The following is a 22,790-nucleotide window of genomic DNA, read 5'->3' on the forward strand; positions in this document are numbered from 1 at the left end:
AGGAGCAGGTGAATATGCAAATAAGTGTAGACGTTCATAACTATATGGAAACGGTGGTGGGTCAAGAGTTAGCGAAACCTGAGTATGTTGACTTTTTCGACAACGAACAATTAGCCGATTTAGCCTGCTTAGCGTTAAGCCAATTAAGACCTGTATACATTCGTTACGACATTGATTTTCTCTCTGCGCTTCCTGAAGAAAGGTTAGTGACGCTAAAAGAGTACGCAGCCAATGCGATTGATGCTGCCAAAACAATGATTGTTGACGATCGTCGTAAAAGTCGCAAAGATGAAGTGCCTGTTGTATTTAGCCGTCAGGCATTCGATGATGATGTGGAACTTGAATGGTTTGAAAAGCCAATTCTACAGAAGACAAAATAACAATTTAGGAGAAGTACGTGGGACTTTTTTCTCGCTTGTTTGGTAGCAGTAAAACCCAACCCCAACCGCAAGTAGAGCCTGTTGAATATAAGGGCTTTCTGATATATCAAGAGGCGTTGCCTGAAGGCGGTCAATATCGTATTGCGGGTCGCATTACTAAGCAGCTGGGTGAAGAAACAAAAACCCATCGCTTTATTCGTTCTGACGTACTTTCTAGTCAAAGCGATGCCAATGAATTTATGCTAAAAAAAGCACAGATGTATATTGACCAGATGGGTGACAACATTTTTCAATAGATCCTTGTCAAATTGATAGACATCATAATTTTTAGAACCATTAGCCGCTATGCTGATGGTTCTTTTTTATTTTGGACGTAACATAATCTATTGTTTTTACGTAATTTTACCTATACTGGTTTGACCTCCGTTCTGTTAAAAGAGTGTTGTTAGGTAGTGAGTTCAGAAGCACAATAATCGATTACCAATGGTTATAAGTAATGATATTTTGTGTTTTTGTTACAAATTACTTGAAGTATCGGAATACGTTGGATAAAAACAGAACAATCATTGTTGCGAATAGTCAAGGAATAGCTAATGCAAATTGGTGTGCCAAAAGAAATACTTGCGGGTGAAACGCGAGTGGCTGCATCGCCAAAGTCGGTTGAGCAGTTATTAAAATTAGGTTTCGAGGTTAATGTCGAAAGCGGAGCAGGTGAATTAGCAAGTTTTGACGACTCTGCGTTTACTGATGCTGGAGCGAAGATTGTCTCTACGGAAGAAGTTTGGAATTCGGATATTATTCTGAAGGTCAACGCACCACTCTCAAATGAACAACATGATGAGATTGCGTTACTTAAAGATGGTGCTAGCTTAATCAGCTTTATTTGGCCTGCACAAAATCCTGAGTTGATGGAAAAGCTATCAACTAAGAACATCAACGTAATGGCAATGGACGCCGTGCCGCGTATTTCTCGTGCTCAAGCGCTAGATGCGTTGTCTTCAATGGCAAACATTGCAGGTTACCGTGCGGTGGTAGAGGCGGCTCATGAATTCGGTCGTTTCTTCACAGGGCAAATTACTGCAGCAGGTAAAGTACCGCCAGCCAAAGTTTTGGTTGCAGGTGCGGGTGTTGCTGGCCTTGCGGCTATCGGCGCTGCGGGCAGTTTAGGTGCGATTGTTCGCGCATTTGACGTTCGTCCTGAAGTTAAAGAACAAGTTCAGTCAATGGGAGCTGAGTTCTTAGAGGTCGATTTTAAAGAAGAGTCGGGTTCAGGCGATGGTTATGCCAAAGAGATGTCAGATGATTTCAATAAAAAGGCTGCTCAGCTTTATGCTGAGCAAACAAAAGATGTTGATATCATTATTACCACGGCATTGATTCCAGGCCGTCCCGCGCCAACGTTGATCACCAAAGAGATGGTTGACAACATGAAAGCGGGCAGTGTGATTGTTGATTTGGCTGCAGCCAACGGTGGTAACTGTGAATACACGGTTGCTGATAAAGTGATCACCACAAAGAACGGCGTCAAGGTTGTTGGTTACACGGATATGGTTGGTCGTCTGCCGACTCAATCATCTCAACTGTATGCGACCAACATTGTTAACCTACTTAAGTTATTAGCTAAAGAGAAAGACGGTAACATCAACATCGACTTTGAAGATGTCGTTTTGCGCGGCGTTACGGTTATCAAAGAAGGTGAAGTGACTTGGCCTGCGCCACCGATTAAAGTTTCAGCTCAACCAGAGCAAAAACCGGCAGCGAAAGTTAAACCAGAGCCGAAAGTAGAACAACCAACGTCTCCAATTAAAAAAGTGGCAGGTCTTGTCGCAGCGGTGGGCGCCTTTGCTTGGATTGCCTCAGTTGCGCCAGCGGCATTCTTATCACATTTCACCGTATTCGTGCTTGCTTGTGTGGTTGGTTACTACGTTGTATGGAACGTCACTCATGCATTGCATACTCCTTTAATGTCAGTGACCAATGCGATTTCTGGCATTATCGTGGTGGGTGCATTGCTGCAAATTGGTCAAGGTAATGGCGTTGTTTCATTTTTGTCGTTTATTGCCGTGCTAATTGCCAGCATTAATATTTTCGGTGGTTTCACCGTCACCAAGCGTATGCTTGAAATGTTCCGTAAAAACTAGGAGTAACAGGGAATGTCTGCAGGATTAGTACAGGCAGCTTATATTGTTGCTGCTTTATTCTTTATTATGAGCTTAGCGGGTTTGTCTAAGCAAGAGTCTGCTCGGTCGGGTAACTACTACGGCATCGCAGGTATGGCTATCGCATTGATCGCAACGATCTTCGGCCCGGATTCGCAAGGGTTTACTTGGATCATTATTGCGATGGTGATTGGTGGTGGTATTGGTATCCACTACGCCAAAAAAGTTGAAATGACAGAAATGCCAGAGTTAGTGGCAATTTTGCATAGTTTCGTCGGTATGGCTGCGGTGTTAGTGGGCTACAACAGCTATCTTGATGCACCCGTTGCAGCAACACACGCTGAACACGTTATTCACCTTGTTGAAGTTTTCCTTGGCGTTTTCATTGGTGCGGTTACATTTACAGGGTCGATAGTGGCTTTTGGTAAATTGCGCGGCATTATTTCGTCTTCACCAATGAATCTTCCTCATAAACACAAACTTAACTTGGCAGCGATCGTTGTTTCAACGTTGTTGATGCTGCAGTTTGTTAACGCGGATGGCAGTGTATTTGCGTTGATCGTGATGACTCTCATTGCTTTTGCATTCGGTTATCACTTGGTGGCATCGATTGGCGGTGCAGATATGCCAGTGGTCGTTTCAATGTTGAACTCCTATTCAGGTTGGGCAGCAGCGGCAGCAGGTTTCATGCTTGCAAACGACTTGTTGATTGTGACAGGGGCGTTGGTAGGTTCATCAGGTGCGATCCTTTCTTACATTATGTGTAAGGCGATGAACCGCTCATTTATCAGTGTGATTGCTGGTGGCTTTGGTCAAGAAGTGGTGATCTCATCGGATCAAGAGCAGGGTGAACACCGTGAAACATCCGCTGAGGATGTCGCTGAAATGCTTAAGAACTCGACGTCTGTCATCATCACACCAGGATATGGTATGGCCGTAGCTCAAGCGCAATATCCAGTGCATGAAATTACCGAAAAACTACGCTCTCAGGGTATTGAAGTTCGCTTTGGTATTCACCCTGTTGCGGGTCGCTTACCCGGTCATATGAATGTTTTGCTCGCTGAAGCTAAAGTACCTTACGATATCGTACTCGAGATGGATGAGATCAACGATGATTTTCCTAACACAGATACTGTGCTAGTTATTGGTGCGAACGATACTGTTAATCCAGCAGCGCTCGAAGATCCAAATAGCCCTATCGCAGGCATGCCAGTACTGGAAGTTTGGAATGCGAAAAACGTAGTGGTGTTCAAGCGTTCAATGAATACTGGCTACGCTGGTGTACAAAACCCATTATTCTTTAAAGAGAATACACAGATGTTGTTCGGTGATGCAAAAGAGAGCGTAGATGCGATCTCACGTGCTTTGTAACATCAAATAACCTATAAGAAGCCAGCATCTTGCTGGCTTCTTTCATTTCATCTGTTACATTTCTGACATTGATATCACATTCGATTTTATATTTTTGCAATAATGCTTTACTCTAAATCATAACTTACTGATTTAATGAATTTTTGCATTTGACTAAGAAAACGATAATAGCATGGGTATTTGGCTTCGCACTTTTTAGCACCAGTGTCTTAGCTCAATCATTGCCGGAACGTATTGATAAGTTTGTGGATCTTTTTGATCAAGTAGACGCGACGGTCTCTTACGACATCCGTAGTTTACAGTCAGATTATCCCACTCGTCTTCTTACGCCTGAATCTATGTTGCCGCAGACGTCTTCTTATCCGTTAAAAGATATCCAGCGATTGTACAAGCTTGCGCAAAATTGTACTGGTAAGTTGCCTTTAAGTCCGCTGATCACTGAACCATTGGTATTCACTCGCGCGATGTGCAAAGGCAGTAAGTTAAGTGATAAATGGTTTGCACGTAGTGCACTGATTCATCCTGGCGGGGGGACTTACGCAAGCCGTTATGTACAACTTCACCCAGAAAAGCTCGATGATTTACAGCAATATATGCATATAAAAGAGCGATCTTTAGCACCGAATAACACCTTATTGGGTCGGTTGCAGAGAATGAGTGAAGACTCGGTCATTGCTTTAATCTCAGGGTCAAGCATGTTCATCGAAAGCGGTGAACTATGGCTGAGAAAAAACGACAATTACTTGCTCTATCCTGACGCTCAATGGCGGGATAATTTAAAAGCAGCAGGGTTGATGTTTACGCTCAAAAGTGAGTCGAATGCCTGTTTTATTCAGCGTGGCAATTTATGCTGGGATGTAGAAGATCAATCCGATATCTTGCGCATTTCGATGGTAGTCCTAGTCATCGCTAACATATTATTGGTGATTGGCTGGTCAGCATATCGTTGGAATACCAAACGACAAGAGATGAAAAGTCGGATGTTGGTGCTGCAAATTCTCACCCATGAATTGAGAACACCAATTGCCAGTTTGTCGTTAACGGTTGAAGGTTTTCGCCGTGAGTTCGAAAAACTGCCAGAGTCGGTATATGATGAATTTCGACGTTTATGTGAAGATTCCAGACGCTTACGCCAACTCGCTGAAGCAAGTAAAGATTATTTGCAATCGGATAATAAACCACTTGCGACCGCTTGGGTTCCATCGGTAGCAGAGTGGCTTGAATATAAGATGGAACAAGAGTTTGATGACAATGTTAAGTTTGTCATTAATAAAGATAGTGCTGCTAAACTTAATGTTTATTGGCTAGGGACATGCATTGACAACTTAATTAGAAACGCCGTTAAATATGGCGTGGCGCCAATTGTTGTCGATGTAACAACGGAAAAACAAAAAATTACGGTTAAAGTGATGGACCAAGGTGAACTGACGGCCAAAGATTGGCGTCAAGTTCGCAAACCGTTTGTAAGTAAAAGCGGCCTAGGACTTGGCTTAACAATTGTCGAGTCGATGGTCAGTAGGATGGGTGGTAAAATGTCCTTAGTTGGTCCACCGACAACGTTTATTTTGGAGATACCTTGTGAAACAGACACTGCTTCTCGTTGAAGACGATAAAAACTTAGCGGATGGGTTGCTAGTCAGCCTTGAACAAGCGGGATACGAATGTTTCCATGCCGAAAAGATCGCTGATGTTGCGCAATATTGGGATAAGGCCGATTTGGTCATTCTCGATCGTCAATTACCAGATGGCGATTCAGTACAGCACTTAGTCGATTGGAAAAAAATCAAAGACGTCCCTGTTGTACTATTAACCGCTCTAGTGACAGTAAAGGATAAAGTTACCGGACTTGACGCTGGTGCCAATGATTACTTAACTAAACCGTTTGCAGAAGCTGAACTATTTGCTCGAATTCGCGCTCAACTTCGTGCGCCTGAAGGGGAACAAAGTGATGATTCGCGCGTGGTTACCGAGCATTTGGTTATCGACAAGTCTACTCGTGAAGTGTTCTATAACGATGAATCGGTGACATTAACGCGTACCGAATTTGATCTGCTGTTGTTTTTAGCGAGTAATTTGGGTCGAGTATTTACTCGTGATGAGTTACTTGATCACGTCTGGGGCTACAATCACTTCCCAACTACTCGTACGGTTGATACCCACGTATTACAACTTCGCCAAAAGCTGCCCGGTCTTGAGATCGAAACACTTCGTGGCGTTGGCTATAAAATGAAGGCGTAATGATTAAGCCTTATTTATTAATAGGTGCGCTAGTGATTAGCGCGCCAATCAACGCAGAGCAAGTGCCGTGGTTTGATACCAACTCGCCGCTGACTCAAGCGCACAAGCACCTTTTGAACAATGATTTACCCGCTATGTTTGGATCGTTGGTAGAGGTGTGGCAGCTTGAAGATAACCAGACTATTACACCACACCTCAATGATCTTTTTGTTCAATCCCTTGAAGTCGATTGCGGTAAAGGTTTTGCCAATAAACCATTACCACAGTGGTTAAATACGGTCGTGGTTCGGCGTACCGATATTCAAAGTCCAGGCCGAGACGCTTATCGAGCGATAGTCGAAGCGGCTTCAAGTAAAGAGATTACAGACATCAGTTTAACTAAATGGGTGTCAAAAGAGCTTTCAACGGACAACACGTTTACCGTCGCAATTTCACCCAACGACGATGATTTACAAATATACTCCAAGCGATATAACCTAAATAGTCGTGTTGATATGGGGCTTTATCGCATTGACATTACCGCGGCCGATCAAACTTCTTGGAGTTCTTGGCTAGTGCTAGGTGAACCCTTTTCGTCAACAGTCGTTCGATGGAACGCGAAAGCGGAATGGCGCGTTGAACGTAACGCGTTACTCAATCCGCACTGTCCGCTACCTAAACTGGATGTTTCTATCTATGATTATGTCGATGGCAATTACATTCAAGTGGCGAATGAGCGATATGAATCCGACTATCCTACATCAATCGATAAAATCACCATCGATCCTGGTCGTTATGTCCTAGCGGTGTCAATCAACAGCCAACGTTGGCAGGGGCCGATCATCGTTGAGCAGTCGCAAATAATTAGTAAAACGTATGATGTTTCAGTGGAGGAATAACTAAAGATAATAGACAATAGGTCGATATAAGCCCATGGAACCTAAAAGTTTATATCGATATGGAAAATAAAATTAAACTATTAACACTGTCTATTGCGCTAGCGACCACATCAGCGTCTGCAGCTAACTACGCTATCGAAGCACGTGGTGATGCCATGGGTGGTGTTGGTGTAGTATCGGCAAACTTCTTAACCGCCCCATTTTATAACCCTGCCATTACCGCTATTTATCGTCGCAACGATGATGTCGGGATGATCACACCAAGCCTTGGTCTTTCATATAGTGATGAGCATATGATGGTTGATGATCTTGATAAGGCGGCAGGATTGATTGATAGTGCTATCGCTGGTGATTACTCTAATATTTCAGAATTAGAAACGACATTAGCCGCACTTGACGGTGATATCGCCAAGCTAGAATTTGGTGGCGTGATTGCATTTGCAATTCCTAACCGTTTCATCGCTGCAAATCTAGTTGGTAAGGCTTATGCCGAATCTTTCGCACAGACCGACGTTTATTCTGGAGCAAATAGCTCTATAGACGCCGCACTCAACCCTGCAATTAATGCTGAGCTTAGTGGTGTAAAAGCAGTTGGGGTTGGTGTCACCGAAGTTGGCTTATCGCTAGCCAAATACCAAACTTTCCTTGGTCAGCATATTGCGTTTGGTATTACCCCAAAATTGCAGCGTATTTATACTTATGTATATCAAGCCAATATAAATAATTACGACATAAAAGATGTACGCGACAACGGTACTGGTGAAACTATGTTCAACATTGACGCGGGTTTCCTTTGGTTTTATGGGCCACTGCGTGTTGGTATTGCAGCTATGAATATCGTTTCACGTGATATTACGACTCAGTCACTTCCTGGCTCTACGGTTACTTCGCAAATTGATGCCAGTCAAAGCCGTATATTTTCACCTGTTAGTTATGATTATCAAATGCGCCCCCTTTATACCGTGGGTGTGGGGTTAATTGGTGATTACGCTTCGTTAAGTGTCGACTACGATCTGAACGAAGAGGAGCGGTACACCAATTTCAATGACAATACTCAAATGGTAAGAGTCGGTGGCGAGATCGACATTTTGCGCCAGCTCAAATTGCGTGCGGGTTGGAACCGAAACTTAGCCTATGATGATCTCGACGATACGATAACTGCGGGTATCGGTCTTTCTCCGTTAAACCTTTTTCAACTTGATATCGGTGCAAGTTATACCAATGAAAATTCTATGGGTGCTTATATCAACTTCCTAACCAGTTATTAATCTGTGCAGTTAGGTTAGTAAGGCTAGTCATTAGCTAAGATTCGTACTATAGTCGGCTGCTAAATGTTTAGGAGCCTTTTTTATGTTTGACGATTTACCGCAACTCTCTCACCAAGAACAACAAAAAGCCGTTGAAGAAATCCAAAAGTTAATGGCAGAAGGGATGAGTACCGCTCAAGCGATTAAAGTCGTTGCGGAAAAAATTAGAGCGCAAGCCGCTAAACAATAGTAAAGACTAATTCTCGACTAGAAGAGCGCTGCGGTGCTCTTTTTTTATACCTGTCGCCATATAGCGCACTATAACTAAATAGATCTATGACAAAGTGAAAACGCAATAGGTGAGTAGGGCGTAAAAACAAACGTGACACTAACAGATGCAAATTATGTAAGAGTTTTGAAAGTCTCAACAACTAGGTTGCAATGAAAACAAACCCATTCAAATACAGTAACTTATCGCAATATTTTATTCTGCTCAGTTCGTCTTGAGCGCTTGTTATGTAATTTAATTACATAATGGTAACTTCCGATAGCAAGCGCTCACTACATCCCAGATGATTACTCTGCATGGTGATGCGGTAACGAATGTGGGTCACTTGTGTAATGCAATTGTCAAAGAAACAACGCATTTGTTCATATTTAAGTGGAGTCATGCTTACACGGCTGTGTGGGGGAAATTTGGCAGTTTTGAAGTGGGTTATTTACTGCCAGTTTGTCACGTTATAGAGCCAACAAATAATCAGCTTGAACTGGCTAGAGTTAATCAATTGAGACGAAATAGAGTTTAACGCAGATTTACTTTTGAAGACTTAGTACAGAGGTTAGTATAAAGTGATAAACCGCTTAATGTTACAATGTCACCTAAAATGAAATCTGATAACGTAAAGTATCAGGGTTGGCATCTAACCACAAAACACGATCAATATCATGATTTAAAGATTCGAGAATGGTTTCGGCATACCAGCGGTATTCACAGCACATCATATGAACGACTGTTTCTTCAGTTAATGTCGCATTATCGATAAGCGTATAGTGCTTACTACCGTATACGCGCTCAAGAGCATCCCGTGGTGACGCAGCTTCCACTAAATAATAACTTTGCCAATCCGTAACGCTATAGAGGTTAATTTGCTCGTTAGACAAAACTGACTCCTTTATATGCTAGTATCAGCAGCATAACCAAATTTTCATAACGATAAAGCTATTCGGCCATTTCGTATAAAACAATTCGATCGAGACAACATTTTATTTACGTGGTGAATAAGGGTATGCCTAATGATTGGCAACAAACACTTAGATTCATTGATTAATAATCAGCAGCAACAATTAACAATAATTGCATCCTAGTTCAAGACCCATACAAAACGATCGAATCAGCGATGGATATAGCACGAGAAACCCTGGATGTAACCGTGTTCAGAACACCATTTCATTCAACACCTAAGTGCGCATTATGTATATTATGGTAAATGAAGAATTGCAAGTATAGAGCTCAAACGAGCTCTATTACGACTAACACTTCTGACACTTTATCTAGTGGCTATAAACATAGTGATTAAACATAAGTGCATTTACCATAAAATACCTAATAAACAGTTTGATAATCGAAGATTACAAACTCTTGATTAGATTAACCGCCGGCTAATTTGACGGTATAACCTTTCTTTTCTAGCAAGGCTTTGATTTTGTCGCGAGCATCACCCTGAATTTCGATTGCGCCATCTTTGATCGAACCACCACAGCCGCACACTTTTTTAAGTTCTGCGGCTAAAAGTTTTAGTGCAGCGTCTTCAATATCTAACCCAGAGACTATGCAGACCCCTTTACCTTTACGGCCTTTGGTTTGACGTTGGATACGGACGATACCGTCGCCTTTTTCGCGTTGAGGTTTGCTTTCTTCAGGTTTGATGCGGCCTACATCAGTGCTATATACAAGAGTCATATAAATTACTTACTTTTTCTGTTGCTGTTGAGCTTTCTGCTTTGCAACCAAGTATGCCTCTATATGCTTCTGAATGGCAAGTTTTCCACCTTTGATTAGTCGACCATTAAAAAAACAGTACCAAGCGTTAGGCTCACCGCTATCGTTCTTAATCGAATAACCATGAAAGTTTTCTTGTGTCGGCTGACCTTCAGATTTTTGAGTGTTGGCTAATGAGTTGAACTCTTTCGGATCGATAATAGAGGCAGTATCGCAAAACCAATCAATACTTTTCTTTACTGCCGCCATGTTACCAGACAATAAATGATTCTTTATTTGTACTTGCCAGATTTCAGTTGAATTCCCAGCAGTTTTTAGGGTAAACCCTCGATACGTTGCAGCGGCCATAAGCATTATTATCGTTGTTATAAGTTAGTTTAATAGTAATTGTAAATTGCTCATTATCAAGTATATTTATGATATATTTTTTGGTTATAGTGCATGATAATGAGAAAAAGTGTTCGCGTCATCACATCTAAAGAGAATCGTATTCAATTTACAGAGAGATTTAAGCGGCTGATTTCTCTTGAAGATATAAATTTATTAACCGATAGCCAGTATTCTCATAATTCGTTGTTAGCGATGAGAAAAGACTGGAACTTGTTTGTCGACTTCTGTTCATCTAAAGGTGTGTGCCCTTTACCTGCATCAACAACGGCCATCAGGCTTTTTTTGCAACGGGAAGCAAAGCAGCGTAAATATGCCACTCTTAAGCGTTACGGTGTCACCCTTTCGTTGGTTCATAAGTTATTGGCCTACCCGGATCCTACCTCAAGTACGGTAGTGCGAACTTTACTAGCTCAGTTACGAATCGAGAAAAAACAAGATGCTACGGTAACCACCGCTTTTTCTCGCAACCATCTTGAAAAGCTAACTCAGAAATTGAACCATTCGGCCCATCCAGTTGATATTCGAAATTTGGCGATCTACTACTTGATGTTTGAATGTATGCTCAAACGTTCTGAGCTTAAACAACTGTTTTATGATCAGCTTGTCGTCGAGGAGAACACGATACACCTCCAAATGGGTAACGAGCGTTACACCTTGTCAGACAGTGCGTATCAGTTTCTCGACAATTGGTTACAACTACGTGGGGTGTCCTCTGGTGTCCTATTCACTGCCATCGACAAACACGGTAACTTAAGTCGAATGCCGCTCGACGATTCCTCTATTTACCGGATATTGCGCACCGCGAGTGATAAGCTCAAACTCAATGTGCAATTTTCAGGACAATCACTGCGCGTTGGTGCAGTTGCAGATATGGCTGACAAAGGTGTTAAGGTCAAAGACATTCAACATTATGGTCGATGGCAAAGCGCTGCTATGCCCTATCAATATATTGGAAATAGAACACAAGCAGCGGCAGAGCGAATGGTGTTTAAGACATTTAAACCTTGGGATTAAAGTGACCGGCGTACACAGTCGGCAAGAAAATGAGCAAAGTTATGGCCATTGTTCTCTAACATTTTGGGGAACATGGAAATTGGCGTCATTCCTGGGAACGTATTGACTTCGTTAAGGTAAATTTTACCTTCAGGTGTTAGAAAGAAGTCGATACGAGATAAATGTCGCAAACGCATTTGCGTAAAGACTTTTTCAGCACTGATTTGAATGATTTCACGTTGCTGGTCAGTTAAGTGCTCAGCCTCTATTTTGGTTGTCGAATGGCTTGTTGCGCTGTACTTTTCTTCGTAGCTGTAAAATGTGTCTCCCGGTGCGATAACTTCACCTGGCTTACTGATATGAAGCTGACCGTCAAATTCATACGCTGCAACCTCAAGCTCGCGTGGTTTCACTGCCTGTTCGACGAGTACTTGGTCTGAGTAGCCAAATGCATCATCCAATGCACTTTGTAGTTGCTCTATTTTTGTGACCTTGTAACACCCTACTGAAGATCCTTGACGTGCCGCTTTAATAAAAATATGTCCCCATTTTTCAAAGGCTTGCTTAGTTTTCTCTAAAGCTTCAGCATTGTTTTCTGAGAGGAAAATATAAGGAGTATTCGGGATGCCAAGCGCGTCGTACCAAAGCTTTGAGGTGATTTTATTAAAGCTATTAGTGCTCGCCTCTGGTCCGCAGCCAAGGTAAGGAATGCCAGAGAGCTCAAGCATCGATTGGATGTCGCCTGTTTCACCTGGAAAACCATGGATACATGGCACTACAAAGTCGAGTTTCGTTGAATCTTGGTTAGTATTAATTGTGCCTGAGTTAGTGTCGAGATAAGCGAGCTCACCTTCTGCGGTGTACCAACCGTCAGGTTTCATTTCGATGCGTATAACCGTAAATTCAGGAATCAGAGAAAGCTGGGATTGTAGGAAGTTGGCCGAGATAAGAGAGACTTCATGCTCAGAAGAGCCGCCACCGCAAAGAAGCAAGATTGTCGTATTTGTCATTAAGAGATCTTTCCGTGATACAGCAGAAGAAATATTGCGTCAATAATAATAGAAACCGGGATAAGTTTCACGGCTTTGACTGATATATTCCCATAGCCTTGGTCAAGTGGCTAACTATTAGACAACAAAAAGGGGCGTAACGCCCCTTGATTTAATTGAGTTTATTCAATGTTGGATACTGCGAATTCTTGATGTCATCAATACTCTTGACGAAAGGTTTAAGAGATTGGAACTCTGACGGTAACTCACTGATGGCTGCTTTTGCATTAGTGCGTGTCGCGTAATCTCCGTATAACACGGTATACCACTTAGTGCCGTTAACGACTTTGTAGTTTTCCCAAATAGGTTGGTTATCTCGCGGAAGCTTACGTGCAAAGTGGTCAACTTTTGTTTGAGTACCCACTGCTACCACTTGAATGGTAAAACCGTAGCGAGGGTTCATTGCCTTTTGTTTTGCTGTCGGTGGAATGATGGCCACCGCAGGTTTACTCTTTGGTGTCACCTTAGCCATCGGTTGTTGCTCTGAAGACATTTGAACTACCTTTGGCTGAACATTGTCTTCAACGATAACGTTAGTCGTTCCTTGTTGTGATACAACGGGCTGCTCCACCTTCGCTGTTTTGTATTCCTCACGATGACTTTCTGAACTAACGTCTGTGACGTAGTCGCTCGATACACAAGCTGAAAGCACCACTGATAAGCCAACAATCGCTACTCTTTTCATGAAATCTTCAAATGCCTTTACTAGAAATTACTGTAAATCATGCCGTTTGATAGACGGATAATCAACCCGACATTTTAATTATATATCAATACTCTGTGACAGAAGACACAAACTTAAGTGGATCATCAGTGATCTGATTAAAACTACATCGAAATCGGTGAGAATTCTTGTCCAAGGTTGGTTACGATGTTAACCATAAGTCCTACTGGAGCGACTGTATGAGTCAACTCAACCACCTGTTAAGACCACGTTCTGTTGCGGTGATTGGCGCGTCGACTAAGCCAATGCGTGCTGGCAATATTGTGATGAAAAACTTATTGCATGGCGGCTTTGAAGGGGCAATTATGCCAGTCACGCCAAACTATGATGCAGTTTGTGGAGTGCTTGCCTATTCATCGATTGAACACCTCCCTATCATTCCTGATGTCGCGATCTTATGTACTCATGCTAAGTACAATCAAAAGATTTTTGAGCAACTGGCCGATAAGCAGGTTAAAACCGTCATTGTACTTTCTGCTGATATGCATTTTGCTAATGATGATGGTGAAAGTATTCAGTCGGCATGTTTAAAGATTGCTAGGCAAAGCAGCATACGTATTTTAGGCCCCAATAGTTTAGGTTTAATTTTACCTTGGGCCAACTTCAATGCTTCTTTTTCTCCGGTAACGGCAAAGCGCGGCAAAATCGCGTTCATCTCTCAATCGGCCGCGATGTGTACGACGATCCTCGATTGGGCTAATGACAAGAATATCGGTTTTTCTGCTTTTATATCGATCGGTAATGCTCTCGATATTGATTTTGCTGACCTGCTAGATAAATTGAGTACGGATTCTCATACCGAATCGATACTGCTCTATGTAGATACCATCAAAGATGCGCGTCGATTTATGTCTGCCGCGCGTGCAGCATCGCGTAATCGGCGGATTCTGGTGCTAAAAGGTGGACGAACTCACGCCGGTCGCATCGCTGCGCAAGCACATACCGGGGGCGATAATACCCTTGATATTATTTATGACTCAGCGATCCGTAGAACAGGGATGCTACGAGTAAATAACTCTCATGAGCTTTTCGCGGCGGTAGAAACTTTAACCCACTCAGTACCCTTGCGCGGTGAGCGCCTTGCAATTATTACTAATGGTGGTGGGCCTGCGATCATGGCGGTCGATACCCTACTCGACCGCGGTGGTAAATTAGCCAACTTATCTCAAGAGACACTCGATAAATTGAGTGATATTTTGCCGCCCAGTTGGAGCCACAACAATCCGATTGATATGGTTGGAGACGCTGACCATCATCGCTACGTCAATACACTTAATGCCGTCATGGATGCTGATTGCGCCGATGCGATCCTTATCATGCACAGTCCCTCAGCAGTGGCTCACTCACAACAAACCGCACTTTCGATTGTCGAGACCATAAAAGCTCATCCTCGTCACAAGCGCTTCAATTTTCTCACCAATTGGTCAGGCGAACTCACGGCTAAACCTGCACGCGATATCTTTACTCAAGCTGGTATTCCAACATACCGCACACCAGAAAGTGCTGTCGTCGCTTTCATGCACTTGGTCGAGTATCGCCGAAACCAGAAACAACTGATGGAGACTCCAACAACTGCCGAGCCAGTGCATATTGCCGAGCTTAACGAAGCGAAAAGTTGGATAGCAGAAAAATTACTGGATAAAGATACAGTATCTCTTGATACTCATCAAATAGGTCCCTTTTTACGCTATTTCAATTTTCATGTGTTGCCGACGTGGATCGCCTCTGATGCCAGTGAAGCTGTCCATGTTGCAGAACAAATAGGTTATCCGGTGGCGGTAAAGCTACGCTCACCAGACATTGCCCATAAATCGGATGTTCAGGGGGTAATGCTTAATCTTCGCAACAGCCATGAAGTTGCAAATGCCGCACAAGCGATTTTAGATCGAACCAAGCTCTCCTATCCCTCTGCTCATATCCACGGCTTGTTGGTTCAAGGGATGGCCAAGCTTGCCGGCGGTGAAGAAATCCGGATCAAGGTTAAAACTGATGACACGTTTGGCCCGATAATCCTTATTGGCCAAGGTGGTTCTGAATGGGATGAGTCTATTGATGCGGCTTCTGCTTTACCGCCTCTCAATATGGCGCTCGCCCGTTACCTGATTGTCAGAGCGATCAACAACGGTAAAATACGCTTACAAAAGCTACCTGAACCGATGGATATTCATGGCCTATCAGAGTTGTTGGTCAGGATCTCACAAATGGTGGTTGATTGCCCTCAAGTGCACGAGCTGGATATCCATCCAGTACTGGCAAATGGCGCCAGTTTTACCATCCTCGATGCAGATTTGGTGCTAAAACGCTACGAAGGCGATGCACAACAAAGGTTGGCGATTCGCCCCTATCCAGTTGAATACGAAGAAATCATCACTCTACGAGATGGTGAACAGGTATTGTTACGTCCAATACTTCCTGAAGATGAGCCCCACCATGCTGACTTTATTCATAATGTATCGAAGGAAGATCTCTATAAACGCTTTTTTTCGGATGTTGGAGAATTTAATCACGAAGCGTTGGCCAACTTAACTCAAATTGACTATGACCGCGAAATGGCGTTTGTCGCCGTAAGCCAGTCTCGACCTGGTAGTCCGATTATCGGTGTCTCACGTGCGCTGATAAACCACGACAATAGCGACGCAGAATTCGCGATTCTTATTCGTTCAGATTTGAAAGGCAATGGATTAGGCAAGGTATTAATGAATAAGGTCATTCAATACTGTCGACACAAGGGAACAACACAAATGTCGGGAATGACGATGCCAACCAATCGAGGTATGTTAATGCTGGCGCAAAAGCTAGGCTTTACGTTGGATGTTCAGTTTGAAGATGGTGTCGCTGACATGGTTTTGCCACTCAACTAGCGTTTATCTCAAGGGGAGCAAAATGGCTCCCCTTATTTTGATTATATTTTTGCACTCGATTTCCAGTTTTTCATCAAGTATTGAATACACCAAGATTTCGCCTCACCGATTTTATTCCGCTTCCAAGCCAGAATAATATCGATTGGTTGCGGCGCAGTCTCAGTGATGGCGGTGAGTTCACCGGACTCAATCAGCTGTTGTGCTAATTGTTTTGGCAAAGTACCAATGCCTAGGCCAGACTTGAGCGCATCGACTTTGGCAGCGAAGTTAGTCACGGTAAGACGCGGCTGACGTTGCGTTATGTTAACACTGATAGCAGGCTGCTCTCTGGCGGTGTCGGCGATGGCAATAATGCGGTATTTTTCACGCGCTTTATCATCAAAAGCACCGCTGCGTTTATGTACATAATGGTTACTGGCCGCGACCCATATCATCTCCATACTGCCGATCACTTCTGCTTTCACATCTTGCGGTAGCGTATCAAGTTTGGGGCAAACTAATAGATCGGCGCGACCCGTATTGAGCGCTTCCCAACAACCAGCCAATATCTCTTCTTGGAGTTTTATCCGAGTCGAGCTAACGTTACTCAAATCAGCGACTAAGTTAAAAAAGTTAGGCACGGGAATGATGCCATCATAGGCTAATGTAATATCGAGCTCCCAGCCATTAGCCAAAACACTCGCGTCGTTGACCAACTTCTCTGTCGCGACCAAAATACTGCGCCCTCGCTCCAAAATCAGTAGTCCAGCTTCGGTAAAGCTCGCTTTATGGCCAGAGCGGTCAAAAATCATGATATCGAGTTCTTGTTCGAGCTTTTGAATTTGATAACTCAACGATGATGGTGCTCTATCTAACTCACTTGCCGCTGCCGCAAAACTGCCTCTGCGATCGATAGCATCAAGAATATGTAAAGCTTCCAAAGTGATTGGACTTTGCAAACTCATCCCCTTATTCCAAGAAATTATTGTGACAAACATCACATTGATCTTAACGGTTTGGATATCAATCAATGTAACTAAAAAATCTTATCGCATTGAATTTATTAATATTAATGACTAATTCAATCGATAGAGAACCAAAAACAAAACCATTACGCGAATGCAAACGATAGTAATTATCATTAAGATCAAATAGAATGCCGCCTATCCTAATAACAACGACTTATGGATTAAGGCAGCTCATAATGTATAAACGTTCACTATTGTCAGCTTCAATTGTTTTCGCTTTAACGTCAACCGCATACGCACAAGAGTATGCCCTATTTGACGAAGTTGTGGTATCCGCCACACGAACCAATCAACAACTTCGAGATATTGCCGCTTCTGTTGATGTTCTATCTGATGAAGAGATCGAACACAACATGACTACCGGTGTGGAAGACTTATTTAGGTATACCCCAGGCGTAACGGTGCAAACGAACTCACGTCAAGGTATACAAGGTATAAACATCCGAGGAATGGAAGGCAACCGTGTATTAGTACTGGTTGATGGTGTGGCGCAAAGTAATCAATTCTCTCCAAGTGGCGCTCAAGGCTATAACTTTATCAACTCATCCCGGGTTGATCTTGACACTGACATGCTGAAATCTGCTGAAGTGGTAAAGGGGTCTGCCTCTTCACTCTATGGCTCAGATGCAATTGGCGGTATTGTTGCTTTTGAGACAAAAGATCCTGAAGATTTCCTCAAAGGTCGTGAAACTGGTGGACATGCTAAGTTTAATTTTTCCTCCGCAGATAACACATTCTCTGAGTCGGTCGCTGTGGCTAAACGTTTTGGAGAGCTAGAGGCGTTAGTGGCATATACTCGGCGTGATGGCGAGCAAGTTGAAAACTTCGGCCAGCCTGATATCCAAGACTTCGCAAATAACAACCTGTTAGTAAAACTGCAGTATCAGGTAAACCCTGACCATCGCGTCGAATTTACTGGCAATTATCTGCATAACAGTGGAGACACTCAACTCTTAAGTAGCAGTTACACCAATTACACAGGCGAAGACGTTACCGAACAAAGCCAAATTGGCTTCAAGCACATATGGAATATCGACGCGCGATTTGCTGATCTAATTACGTGGCAAGTAGATTGGCTAGACAAAGACGAAAATGGTCTCACGAATCGTACGTCTAAAGGTGGAAGTATGTTTCTTCCGCCAGAAGGTAATGTTCAGAAAAAAGACTATCTATATTCAGACTCTGGTTATCAACTGGATGCGCAGTTTGACAAAGAATTGAGCCTTGGTGCTTTTGAACATTACTTTGTTTATGGTGCTTCGTTCTCTGATAAGGATATTGATAATATCAATACCGAGTATAATTCGATTTCCGCAGACAAAGTGGTTTATTACGTTCCAAGTGCAGCGGAACGAAAATACGGATTATTCCTGCAAGACTCAATAACCTATGACAACTTTACTTTCACGCCTGGATTAAGATTTGACTCTTATGAAACTAAGCCGGGAGATACAAGCAGTAACCCAAGCGGTAATGCGCCAGAAACATACGCGACGTATTCTGACTCTGCGGTGACTGGTCGCCTTGGTGCCACTTATGCCCTCAATGATCAAAACAAGGTCTATGGACAGATCTCTCAAGGGTTCCGAGCGCCTGATTTCCAAGAGCTCTATTATTCATACGGAAACCCAATGCATGGCTACATCAATATACCTAACTCTGATTTGAAGGCAGAAGAAAGTGTTTCGTATGAACTTGGTTGGCGCCACAATAGCGAACTTTCCAGTTCCGAAATATCACTCTTTTATAGCGACTACGATAACTTTATTGAAAGTCAGGTGGTGCGTAATGACGGTGGTCTAGACATCAATCAAAGTGTCAACATTAACAAAGCCAAAATCAAAGGTTTTGAAGTCGGAAATACCTTCTATTGGGACAGTGTTTTACCTATCAACGGCATCAGTACTCGCATTGCTGGGGTTTACACTGAAGGTGAAGACGGTGAAGGAAAAGCACTCAATAGTGTCAATCCATGGAATGCCATTCTAGGGATCAATTATGACGCGCCAAGCGCTAATTGGGGAACCTCGTTGACGCTTAACTACACGGCAAGTAAAAAAGAAAAAGATATCAGTCAAGAGAGTACGACATCGAGCGGTAAATCACTGCCAATTGACAGTGCCACGATTGTCGATTTGACAGCTTACTACTTACCAATGAAGGATTTGACTCTACGAACTGGCTTATTTAATGTCACAGATGAAGAGTATTATCGTTGGAATGATGTTAGAGGAATTACGGGAACCGAAGATAAGAGTTTAACTCAACCAGGCAGAAACTGGGCGGTTACTGTTAAATATGACTTCTAATTTAAGTCTTAGCGTATCAGACCAGCCGAAAGGCTGGTTTTTTTACATTTAATAATAAATAAAGTTAGATTTTAATAGGTTAAATACAAAAAAACTCCAGTTAAGGAGTTTTTTCAAGCACGAATTCATCAAAAAGATTAACAAAAATGGAATGAATAAGTGGATTATTTAGCTGATGCCATCTCTTTCTTTACCATTACAGCTGCTGCAACGATGAAAGTGATGATTAGACCTAGCTCCATTATAAAACCCTTAACGTAAAGTTGGAAAAACCGAAAAGAAACTGCGGATATTCTAGCACTTAAAAAAAACAATGATAGCCTTTAACGAGATTTTTACGTTTTTTATCGACTCAGATCAAATATCGCTATCAGTCGTCCATTTTTAACAATTTCTGTTACGTTATTCCTCAAGGTATTGGTGAGAATTTTATGCTAAAAACACGTCACTTCACTGTCACTTTACCACCAATAATTTTGTAGGCAGGCGTTCCGCGAACCAAGGTATCGCGTGCAAACTCAACCCCACAGTTAGGGCAAAAACAAGTGATTTCTGTGTAGTCTTCGACGATACGTTGTTTAAAACATTTTACTAACGCCCCTTTACCGCCTTTTCGGTATTTAAACAGTTTGGTTTTACATTTTGCGCAGTAAATTTCAACGGTTTTAGTCGGTTGTTTCTTATTCGGCTTAGCCAAAGTCGCTCCAATAATTACTGTTCTGTTGGCTCTGGTTTTACCCAAACCTTGCTAAAATCGAACCAGCCTAGCGCATTGCATTTTGCGTTTTGTAATGAACCACAATGATCTTTACTTACCCCTAACCAACAATGGAACATTGGGATAAGTTGTTTTTTCTCTACTAGTGATTGACCCAACAATTTGGCTGGAAATGGCGCATTTTCTGTTGCTTGCCACTGTTGAACGACTTGAGTCCAATAATTAAAATCTTGTTCACGGCTTAACGCTTCGATGTCACTGTAATTCAATAGCCACCCGGCCAATGCGTCGTCTCGATTGGTGGCAATTCCCATCGGTTTAATCCAAATATCAACCTCTTCAGTGTTCTCTACTGTCAGTTCATATTTAATTAGCTGCACTGTTAATCCGTCTTGTTTCAATAGAGAATCGATCCCCTTGACTAAAGTTGGAAACATAGGATGTTGAGCATGATAAGCCACTGTCACTGTGCGATAGGCAGGTGGTGTCGCAACTCCTTTGCGGATATGGTGATACCAGCCCGGCTTCAATCCAAGTGCAGGCAATACGCCGAGCTCGACGATTTTGTCTTGCGGTAGTTGCTGGTAGAGGTTTAGGGAGTTTAATCGCTGACTAAAATAGTTGGCCCAATCATCTGATGCCGCTAATCCATTTTTTCTGTTCAGCAGCAATAGGGTACTGCCAGGATCAAGCGCTACCTCGTCGCTGTAATTAACAACTTCAGGTTTGATAGGTTTTGTTAAGCTTGGAAAAACCATCGATGAATAGGCTTCATCGATAACCCAAACTTCAACTCGGTCAAGCAGAGGCCTAAAGCCAAAGTAGCCGTCAAATGCTTGCAAAACCAGACGTTTATCGTCGTTTTGTACGACTCTATACGGTCCGGTCCCGACAGGTGATAAATCAAAGTTCTCTGCCCTACGCTCTTCAGGTAGCACGATTTTGGCGCACGACTCTGCCAATAAAAGCGGTAATTTATAATCATCTAGGCTGAGATGAACATCAACAATCAAATGACCGGGAGTGTCGACTCGCTCAATATGGGAAAATAGTCGCTTATGTTTCAATTTACTAAAACAATCAACAATCATCTCTGTTGTAAGCAAGTCTCCATTATGAAAACGGACACTTGGACGAATGTAGAAACGCCACTGACGCGGATTCAACATTTCCCAGGTATGGGCCAGGTCAGGTTGCAGCATTTCTTGCTCATCAAGCTGGGTTAAGCCACTGAAGATCTGTTGGGCAATGTGCAGTTCAGAACGACGCATCTGAATACTTGGGTTGAGGTTAGTTAGCGGTCGATAATAGGGTAACCGTACTACCTGCTGCCCTTCTTGATGAACCACGCCAAGATAACTTTCAACCACTTGCGCTAACTTGGCGCTGTCATTATCAAGTACTTTTAGCGCTTGACCAATTTTACCCTCTTCGAGATAACGACGAGCCAGCGCCTCACTCACATCTGAGCGACTACGCTTAAAAATCAATTGAGAGAGTTTGCCGCGACCTGGCGCTGGGTGCCACTCCAGCCAACCTTCTTCTTCCATTTTATTGAGAACAATGCGTGCGTTACGACGAGTACAAAATAAAATGCCGGTGATATCTTCTAGTTGCACACCACTGTCTTGGCCTTTGTAGTGTTCGAATAGGGTTTCAAATTGGACACGTAAACGGGGACTGCTCATAAAGAGGAAATCTCAATTGATATACTATGAGTTGAATTTTCCCCGTTTAGATGATGTTGATCAAGTGCTGTCGAAGATTATTGTATCTTGAGCCCAATTTGAGTGGCGAGTTCGCTTAATTGCTGTTCATTATCAAGTTTGATCGACCAAGTGGTTTCACTGCCATGGGCAGCAATGACATTGGCGCCACGTCCAATTAGAGATAATGCATCGATTTGAGCTTGTAAAGACACCATGTGTGCACCGTCAAGCTTGATAACGACCTCATGCGCAGAGGCAATCACCTTTCCACCGCTAAATGGAATAATCATACTGCCGCCGCCATTGTAGATGCCGATTTTTTGTGTTTTTTGATTGCGATGGTTAATCGACTGGTGCAGACGAGTCGTCCACGTTCATCTGTGATGTTGATTTGCCACACTTGTGTGGACACGCCCAGATGAATAGGTTTGGCAGTTCCAATTACTTTACCACTGCGCATCGAGCGGACATGGTTGGCATTGATATCAAGTCCTACGCAATAGCTGTCTTTATCGACACAGAAGTTGGCAGCTAAAGACCCCAGCGTTTCAGCCAGTACAACCGATGCTCCACCATGTAACATACCTAGAGGTTGGTGAGTAAACGAACAGACGGGCATGGTAGCCGAAATATAATCGTCACCAACGTCACTGTAGATGATGTTTAGGTGTTCAATAAGGGTATTTTTAGAGGTCTGATTGAGCGCGTCTAAGTCAATCGGTCGTTTCCAAATAGTCATCTTGTTTCTCGTTGCTATC

At 42.9% G+C, this 22,790-nt stretch carries 22 protein-coding genes; 12 read left to right on the forward strand and 10 right to left on the reverse strand.

Features of this window, described 5'->3' with window-relative positions:
- Positions 1 to 14 precede the first annotated feature (14 nt).
- The 9 genes from ViNHUV68_RS18775 (at position 15) to ViNHUV68_RS18815 (ending at position 8,523) form a co-directional block, all read left to right on the forward strand.
- On the forward strand, positions 15 to 380 hold the full coding sequence (locus tag ViNHUV68_RS18775; RefSeq protein WP_391090654.1) for a late competence development ComFB family protein: 366 nt from the start codon (positions 15 to 17) through the stop codon (positions 378 to 380).
- Positions 381 to 397: 17 nt separating this feature from the next.
- Positions 398 to 676, forward strand: a complete 279-nt coding sequence (locus ViNHUV68_RS18780; protein ID WP_038176545.1) for an HlyU family transcriptional regulator — start codon at positions 398 to 400, stop codon at positions 674 to 676.
- A gap of 297 nt (positions 677 to 973) precedes the next feature.
- Positions 974 to 2,521 (forward strand): Re/Si-specific NAD(P)(+) transhydrogenase subunit alpha, encoded by a 1,548-nt coding sequence (locus tag ViNHUV68_RS18785; RefSeq protein ID WP_391090656.1) that lies wholly within the window; start codon positions 974 to 976, stop codon positions 2,519 to 2,521.
- 12 nt (positions 2,522 to 2,533) lie between these two features.
- Positions 2,534 to 3,910, forward strand: coding sequence for a Re/Si-specific NAD(P)(+) transhydrogenase subunit beta (gene pntB, locus ViNHUV68_RS18790; RefSeq protein WP_038176548.1), 1,377 nt, complete (start codon positions 2,534 to 2,536; stop codon positions 3,908 to 3,910).
- A gap of 164 nt (positions 3,911 to 4,074) precedes the next feature.
- On the forward strand, positions 4,075 to 5,514 hold the full coding sequence (gene vxrA / locus ViNHUV68_RS18795; protein ID WP_391091870.1) for a sensor histidine kinase VxrA: 1,440 nt from the start codon (positions 4,075 to 4,077) through the stop codon (positions 5,512 to 5,514).
- Positions 5,489 to 6,148, forward strand: a complete 660-nt coding sequence (gene vxrB, locus ViNHUV68_RS18800; protein WP_038176550.1) for a response regulator transcription factor VxrB — start codon at positions 5,489 to 5,491, stop codon at positions 6,146 to 6,148. The genes vxrA and vxrB overlap by 26 nt, the downstream gene beginning before the upstream one ends.
- Positions 6,148 to 7,026: a DUF2861 family protein gene (locus tag ViNHUV68_RS18805; protein ID WP_391090659.1), complete on the forward strand. Its 879-nt coding sequence runs from the start codon at positions 6,148 to 6,150 to the stop codon at positions 7,024 to 7,026. Before vxrB ends, ViNHUV68_RS18805 begins: the two co-directional genes overlap by 1 nt.
- A 59-nt stretch (positions 7,027 to 7,085) precedes the next feature.
- Complete coding sequence (locus tag ViNHUV68_RS18810; RefSeq protein ID WP_391090660.1) at positions 7,086 to 8,294, forward strand: conjugal transfer protein TraF; 1,209 nt, start codon at positions 7,086 to 7,088, stop codon at positions 8,292 to 8,294.
- Positions 8,295 to 8,376: 82 nt separating this feature from the next.
- Positions 8,377 to 8,523 carry a YoaH family protein gene (locus ViNHUV68_RS18815; RefSeq protein ID WP_084186035.1) on the forward strand — a complete coding sequence of 49 codons (147 nt, stop codon included), beginning with the start codon at positions 8,377 to 8,379 and terminating at the stop codon, positions 8,521 to 8,523.
- Between the two features lie 629 nt (positions 8,524 to 9,152).
- On the opposite strand, the gene ViNHUV68_RS18820 is transcribed toward ViNHUV68_RS18815, so the two are convergent.
- The 3 genes from ViNHUV68_RS18820 to ViNHUV68_RS18830 form a co-directional block, all read right to left on the reverse strand.
- Entirely contained in the window at positions 9,153 to 9,434 is a 282-nt protein-coding gene (locus ViNHUV68_RS18820; RefSeq protein ID WP_391090662.1) for a hypothetical protein, read from the reverse strand.
- Positions 9,435 to 9,921: 487 nt separating this feature from the next.
- On the reverse strand, positions 9,922 to 10,233 hold the full coding sequence (gene yciH / locus ViNHUV68_RS18825; protein ID WP_391090664.1) for a stress response translation initiation inhibitor YciH: 312 nt from the start codon (positions 10,231 to 10,233) through the stop codon (positions 9,922 to 9,924).
- A 9-nt stretch (positions 10,234 to 10,242) separates the two neighbouring features.
- The gene (locus ViNHUV68_RS18830) at positions 10,243 to 10,620 is read right to left on the reverse strand and encodes a DUF3319 domain-containing protein (protein WP_038176804.1); all 378 of its coding nucleotides are present in this window, start codon (positions 10,618 to 10,620) and stop codon (positions 10,243 to 10,245) included.
- A 99-nt stretch (positions 10,621 to 10,719) separates the two neighbouring features.
- Between ViNHUV68_RS18830 and ViNHUV68_RS18835 the strand changes: the two genes are divergently transcribed.
- Positions 10,720 to 11,676, forward strand: a complete 957-nt coding sequence (locus ViNHUV68_RS18835) for a tyrosine-type recombinase/integrase (protein WP_391090666.1) — start codon at positions 10,720 to 10,722, stop codon at positions 11,674 to 11,676.
- Here the strand turns inward: ViNHUV68_RS18835 and ViNHUV68_RS18840 are convergent.
- Positions 11,673 to 12,665, reverse strand: coding sequence for a D-alanine--D-alanine ligase (locus ViNHUV68_RS18840; protein ID WP_391090668.1), 993 nt, complete (start codon positions 12,663 to 12,665; stop codon positions 11,673 to 11,675). The two genes, ViNHUV68_RS18835 and ViNHUV68_RS18840, sit on opposite strands and share 4 nt — an antisense overlap.
- A gap of 151 nt (positions 12,666 to 12,816) precedes the next feature.
- Positions 12,817 to 13,389, reverse strand: coding sequence for an SPOR domain-containing protein (locus ViNHUV68_RS18845; RefSeq protein WP_391090670.1), 573 nt, complete (start codon positions 13,387 to 13,389; stop codon positions 12,817 to 12,819).
- Between the two features lie 218 nt (positions 13,390 to 13,607).
- On the opposite strand from ViNHUV68_RS18845, the gene ViNHUV68_RS18850 reads away from it, so the two are divergent.
- Complete coding sequence (locus tag ViNHUV68_RS18850) at positions 13,608 to 16,289, forward strand: GNAT family N-acetyltransferase (protein ID WP_391090672.1); 2,682 nt, start codon at positions 13,608 to 13,610, stop codon at positions 16,287 to 16,289.
- A 41-nt stretch (positions 16,290 to 16,330) separates the two neighbouring features.
- Here ViNHUV68_RS18850 and ViNHUV68_RS18855 read toward each other — a convergent pair whose 3' ends face one another.
- Positions 16,331 to 17,227, reverse strand: coding sequence for a LysR family transcriptional regulator (locus ViNHUV68_RS18855; RefSeq protein WP_038176805.1), 897 nt, complete (start codon positions 17,225 to 17,227; stop codon positions 16,331 to 16,333).
- 245 nt (positions 17,228 to 17,472) lie between these two features.
- On the opposite strand from ViNHUV68_RS18855, the gene ViNHUV68_RS18860 reads away from it, so the two are divergent.
- Entirely contained in the window at positions 17,473 to 19,605 is a 2,133-nt protein-coding gene (locus tag ViNHUV68_RS18860; protein WP_391090673.1) for a TonB-dependent hemoglobin/transferrin/lactoferrin family receptor, read from the forward strand.
- 445 nt (positions 19,606 to 20,050) lie between these two features.
- On the opposite strand, the gene ViNHUV68_RS18865 is transcribed toward ViNHUV68_RS18860, so the two are convergent.
- The 4 genes from ViNHUV68_RS18865 to ViNHUV68_RS18880 form a co-directional block, all read right to left on the reverse strand.
- A complete protein-coding gene (locus ViNHUV68_RS18865) occupies positions 20,051 to 20,302 on the reverse strand; it encodes a hypothetical protein (protein WP_038176565.1) in 252 nt (83 codons plus the stop codon).
- A 14-nt stretch (positions 20,303 to 20,316) separates the two neighbouring features.
- Positions 20,317 to 22,011, reverse strand: coding sequence for an SgrR family transcriptional regulator (locus ViNHUV68_RS18870; RefSeq protein ID WP_038176567.1), 1,695 nt, complete (start codon positions 22,009 to 22,011; stop codon positions 20,317 to 20,319).
- 77 nt (positions 22,012 to 22,088) lie between these two features.
- A complete protein-coding gene (locus tag ViNHUV68_RS18875; RefSeq protein ID WP_391090676.1) occupies positions 22,089 to 22,322 on the reverse strand; it encodes a DUF3389 family protein in 234 nt (77 codons plus the stop codon).
- Positions 22,319 to 22,771 carry a hotdog fold thioesterase gene (locus ViNHUV68_RS18880; RefSeq protein WP_038176569.1) on the reverse strand — a complete coding sequence of 151 codons (453 nt, stop codon included), beginning with the start codon at positions 22,769 to 22,771 and terminating at the stop codon, positions 22,319 to 22,321. Before ViNHUV68_RS18880 ends, ViNHUV68_RS18875 begins: the two co-directional genes overlap by 4 nt.
- Between the last annotated feature and the right edge of the window lie 19 nt (positions 22,772 to 22,790).

Source organism: Vibrio sp. NH-UV-68 (genome assembly GCF_042940635.1).
Classification (GTDB): domain Bacteria; phylum Pseudomonadota; class Gammaproteobacteria; order Enterobacterales; family Vibrionaceae; genus Vibrio; species Vibrio pacinii.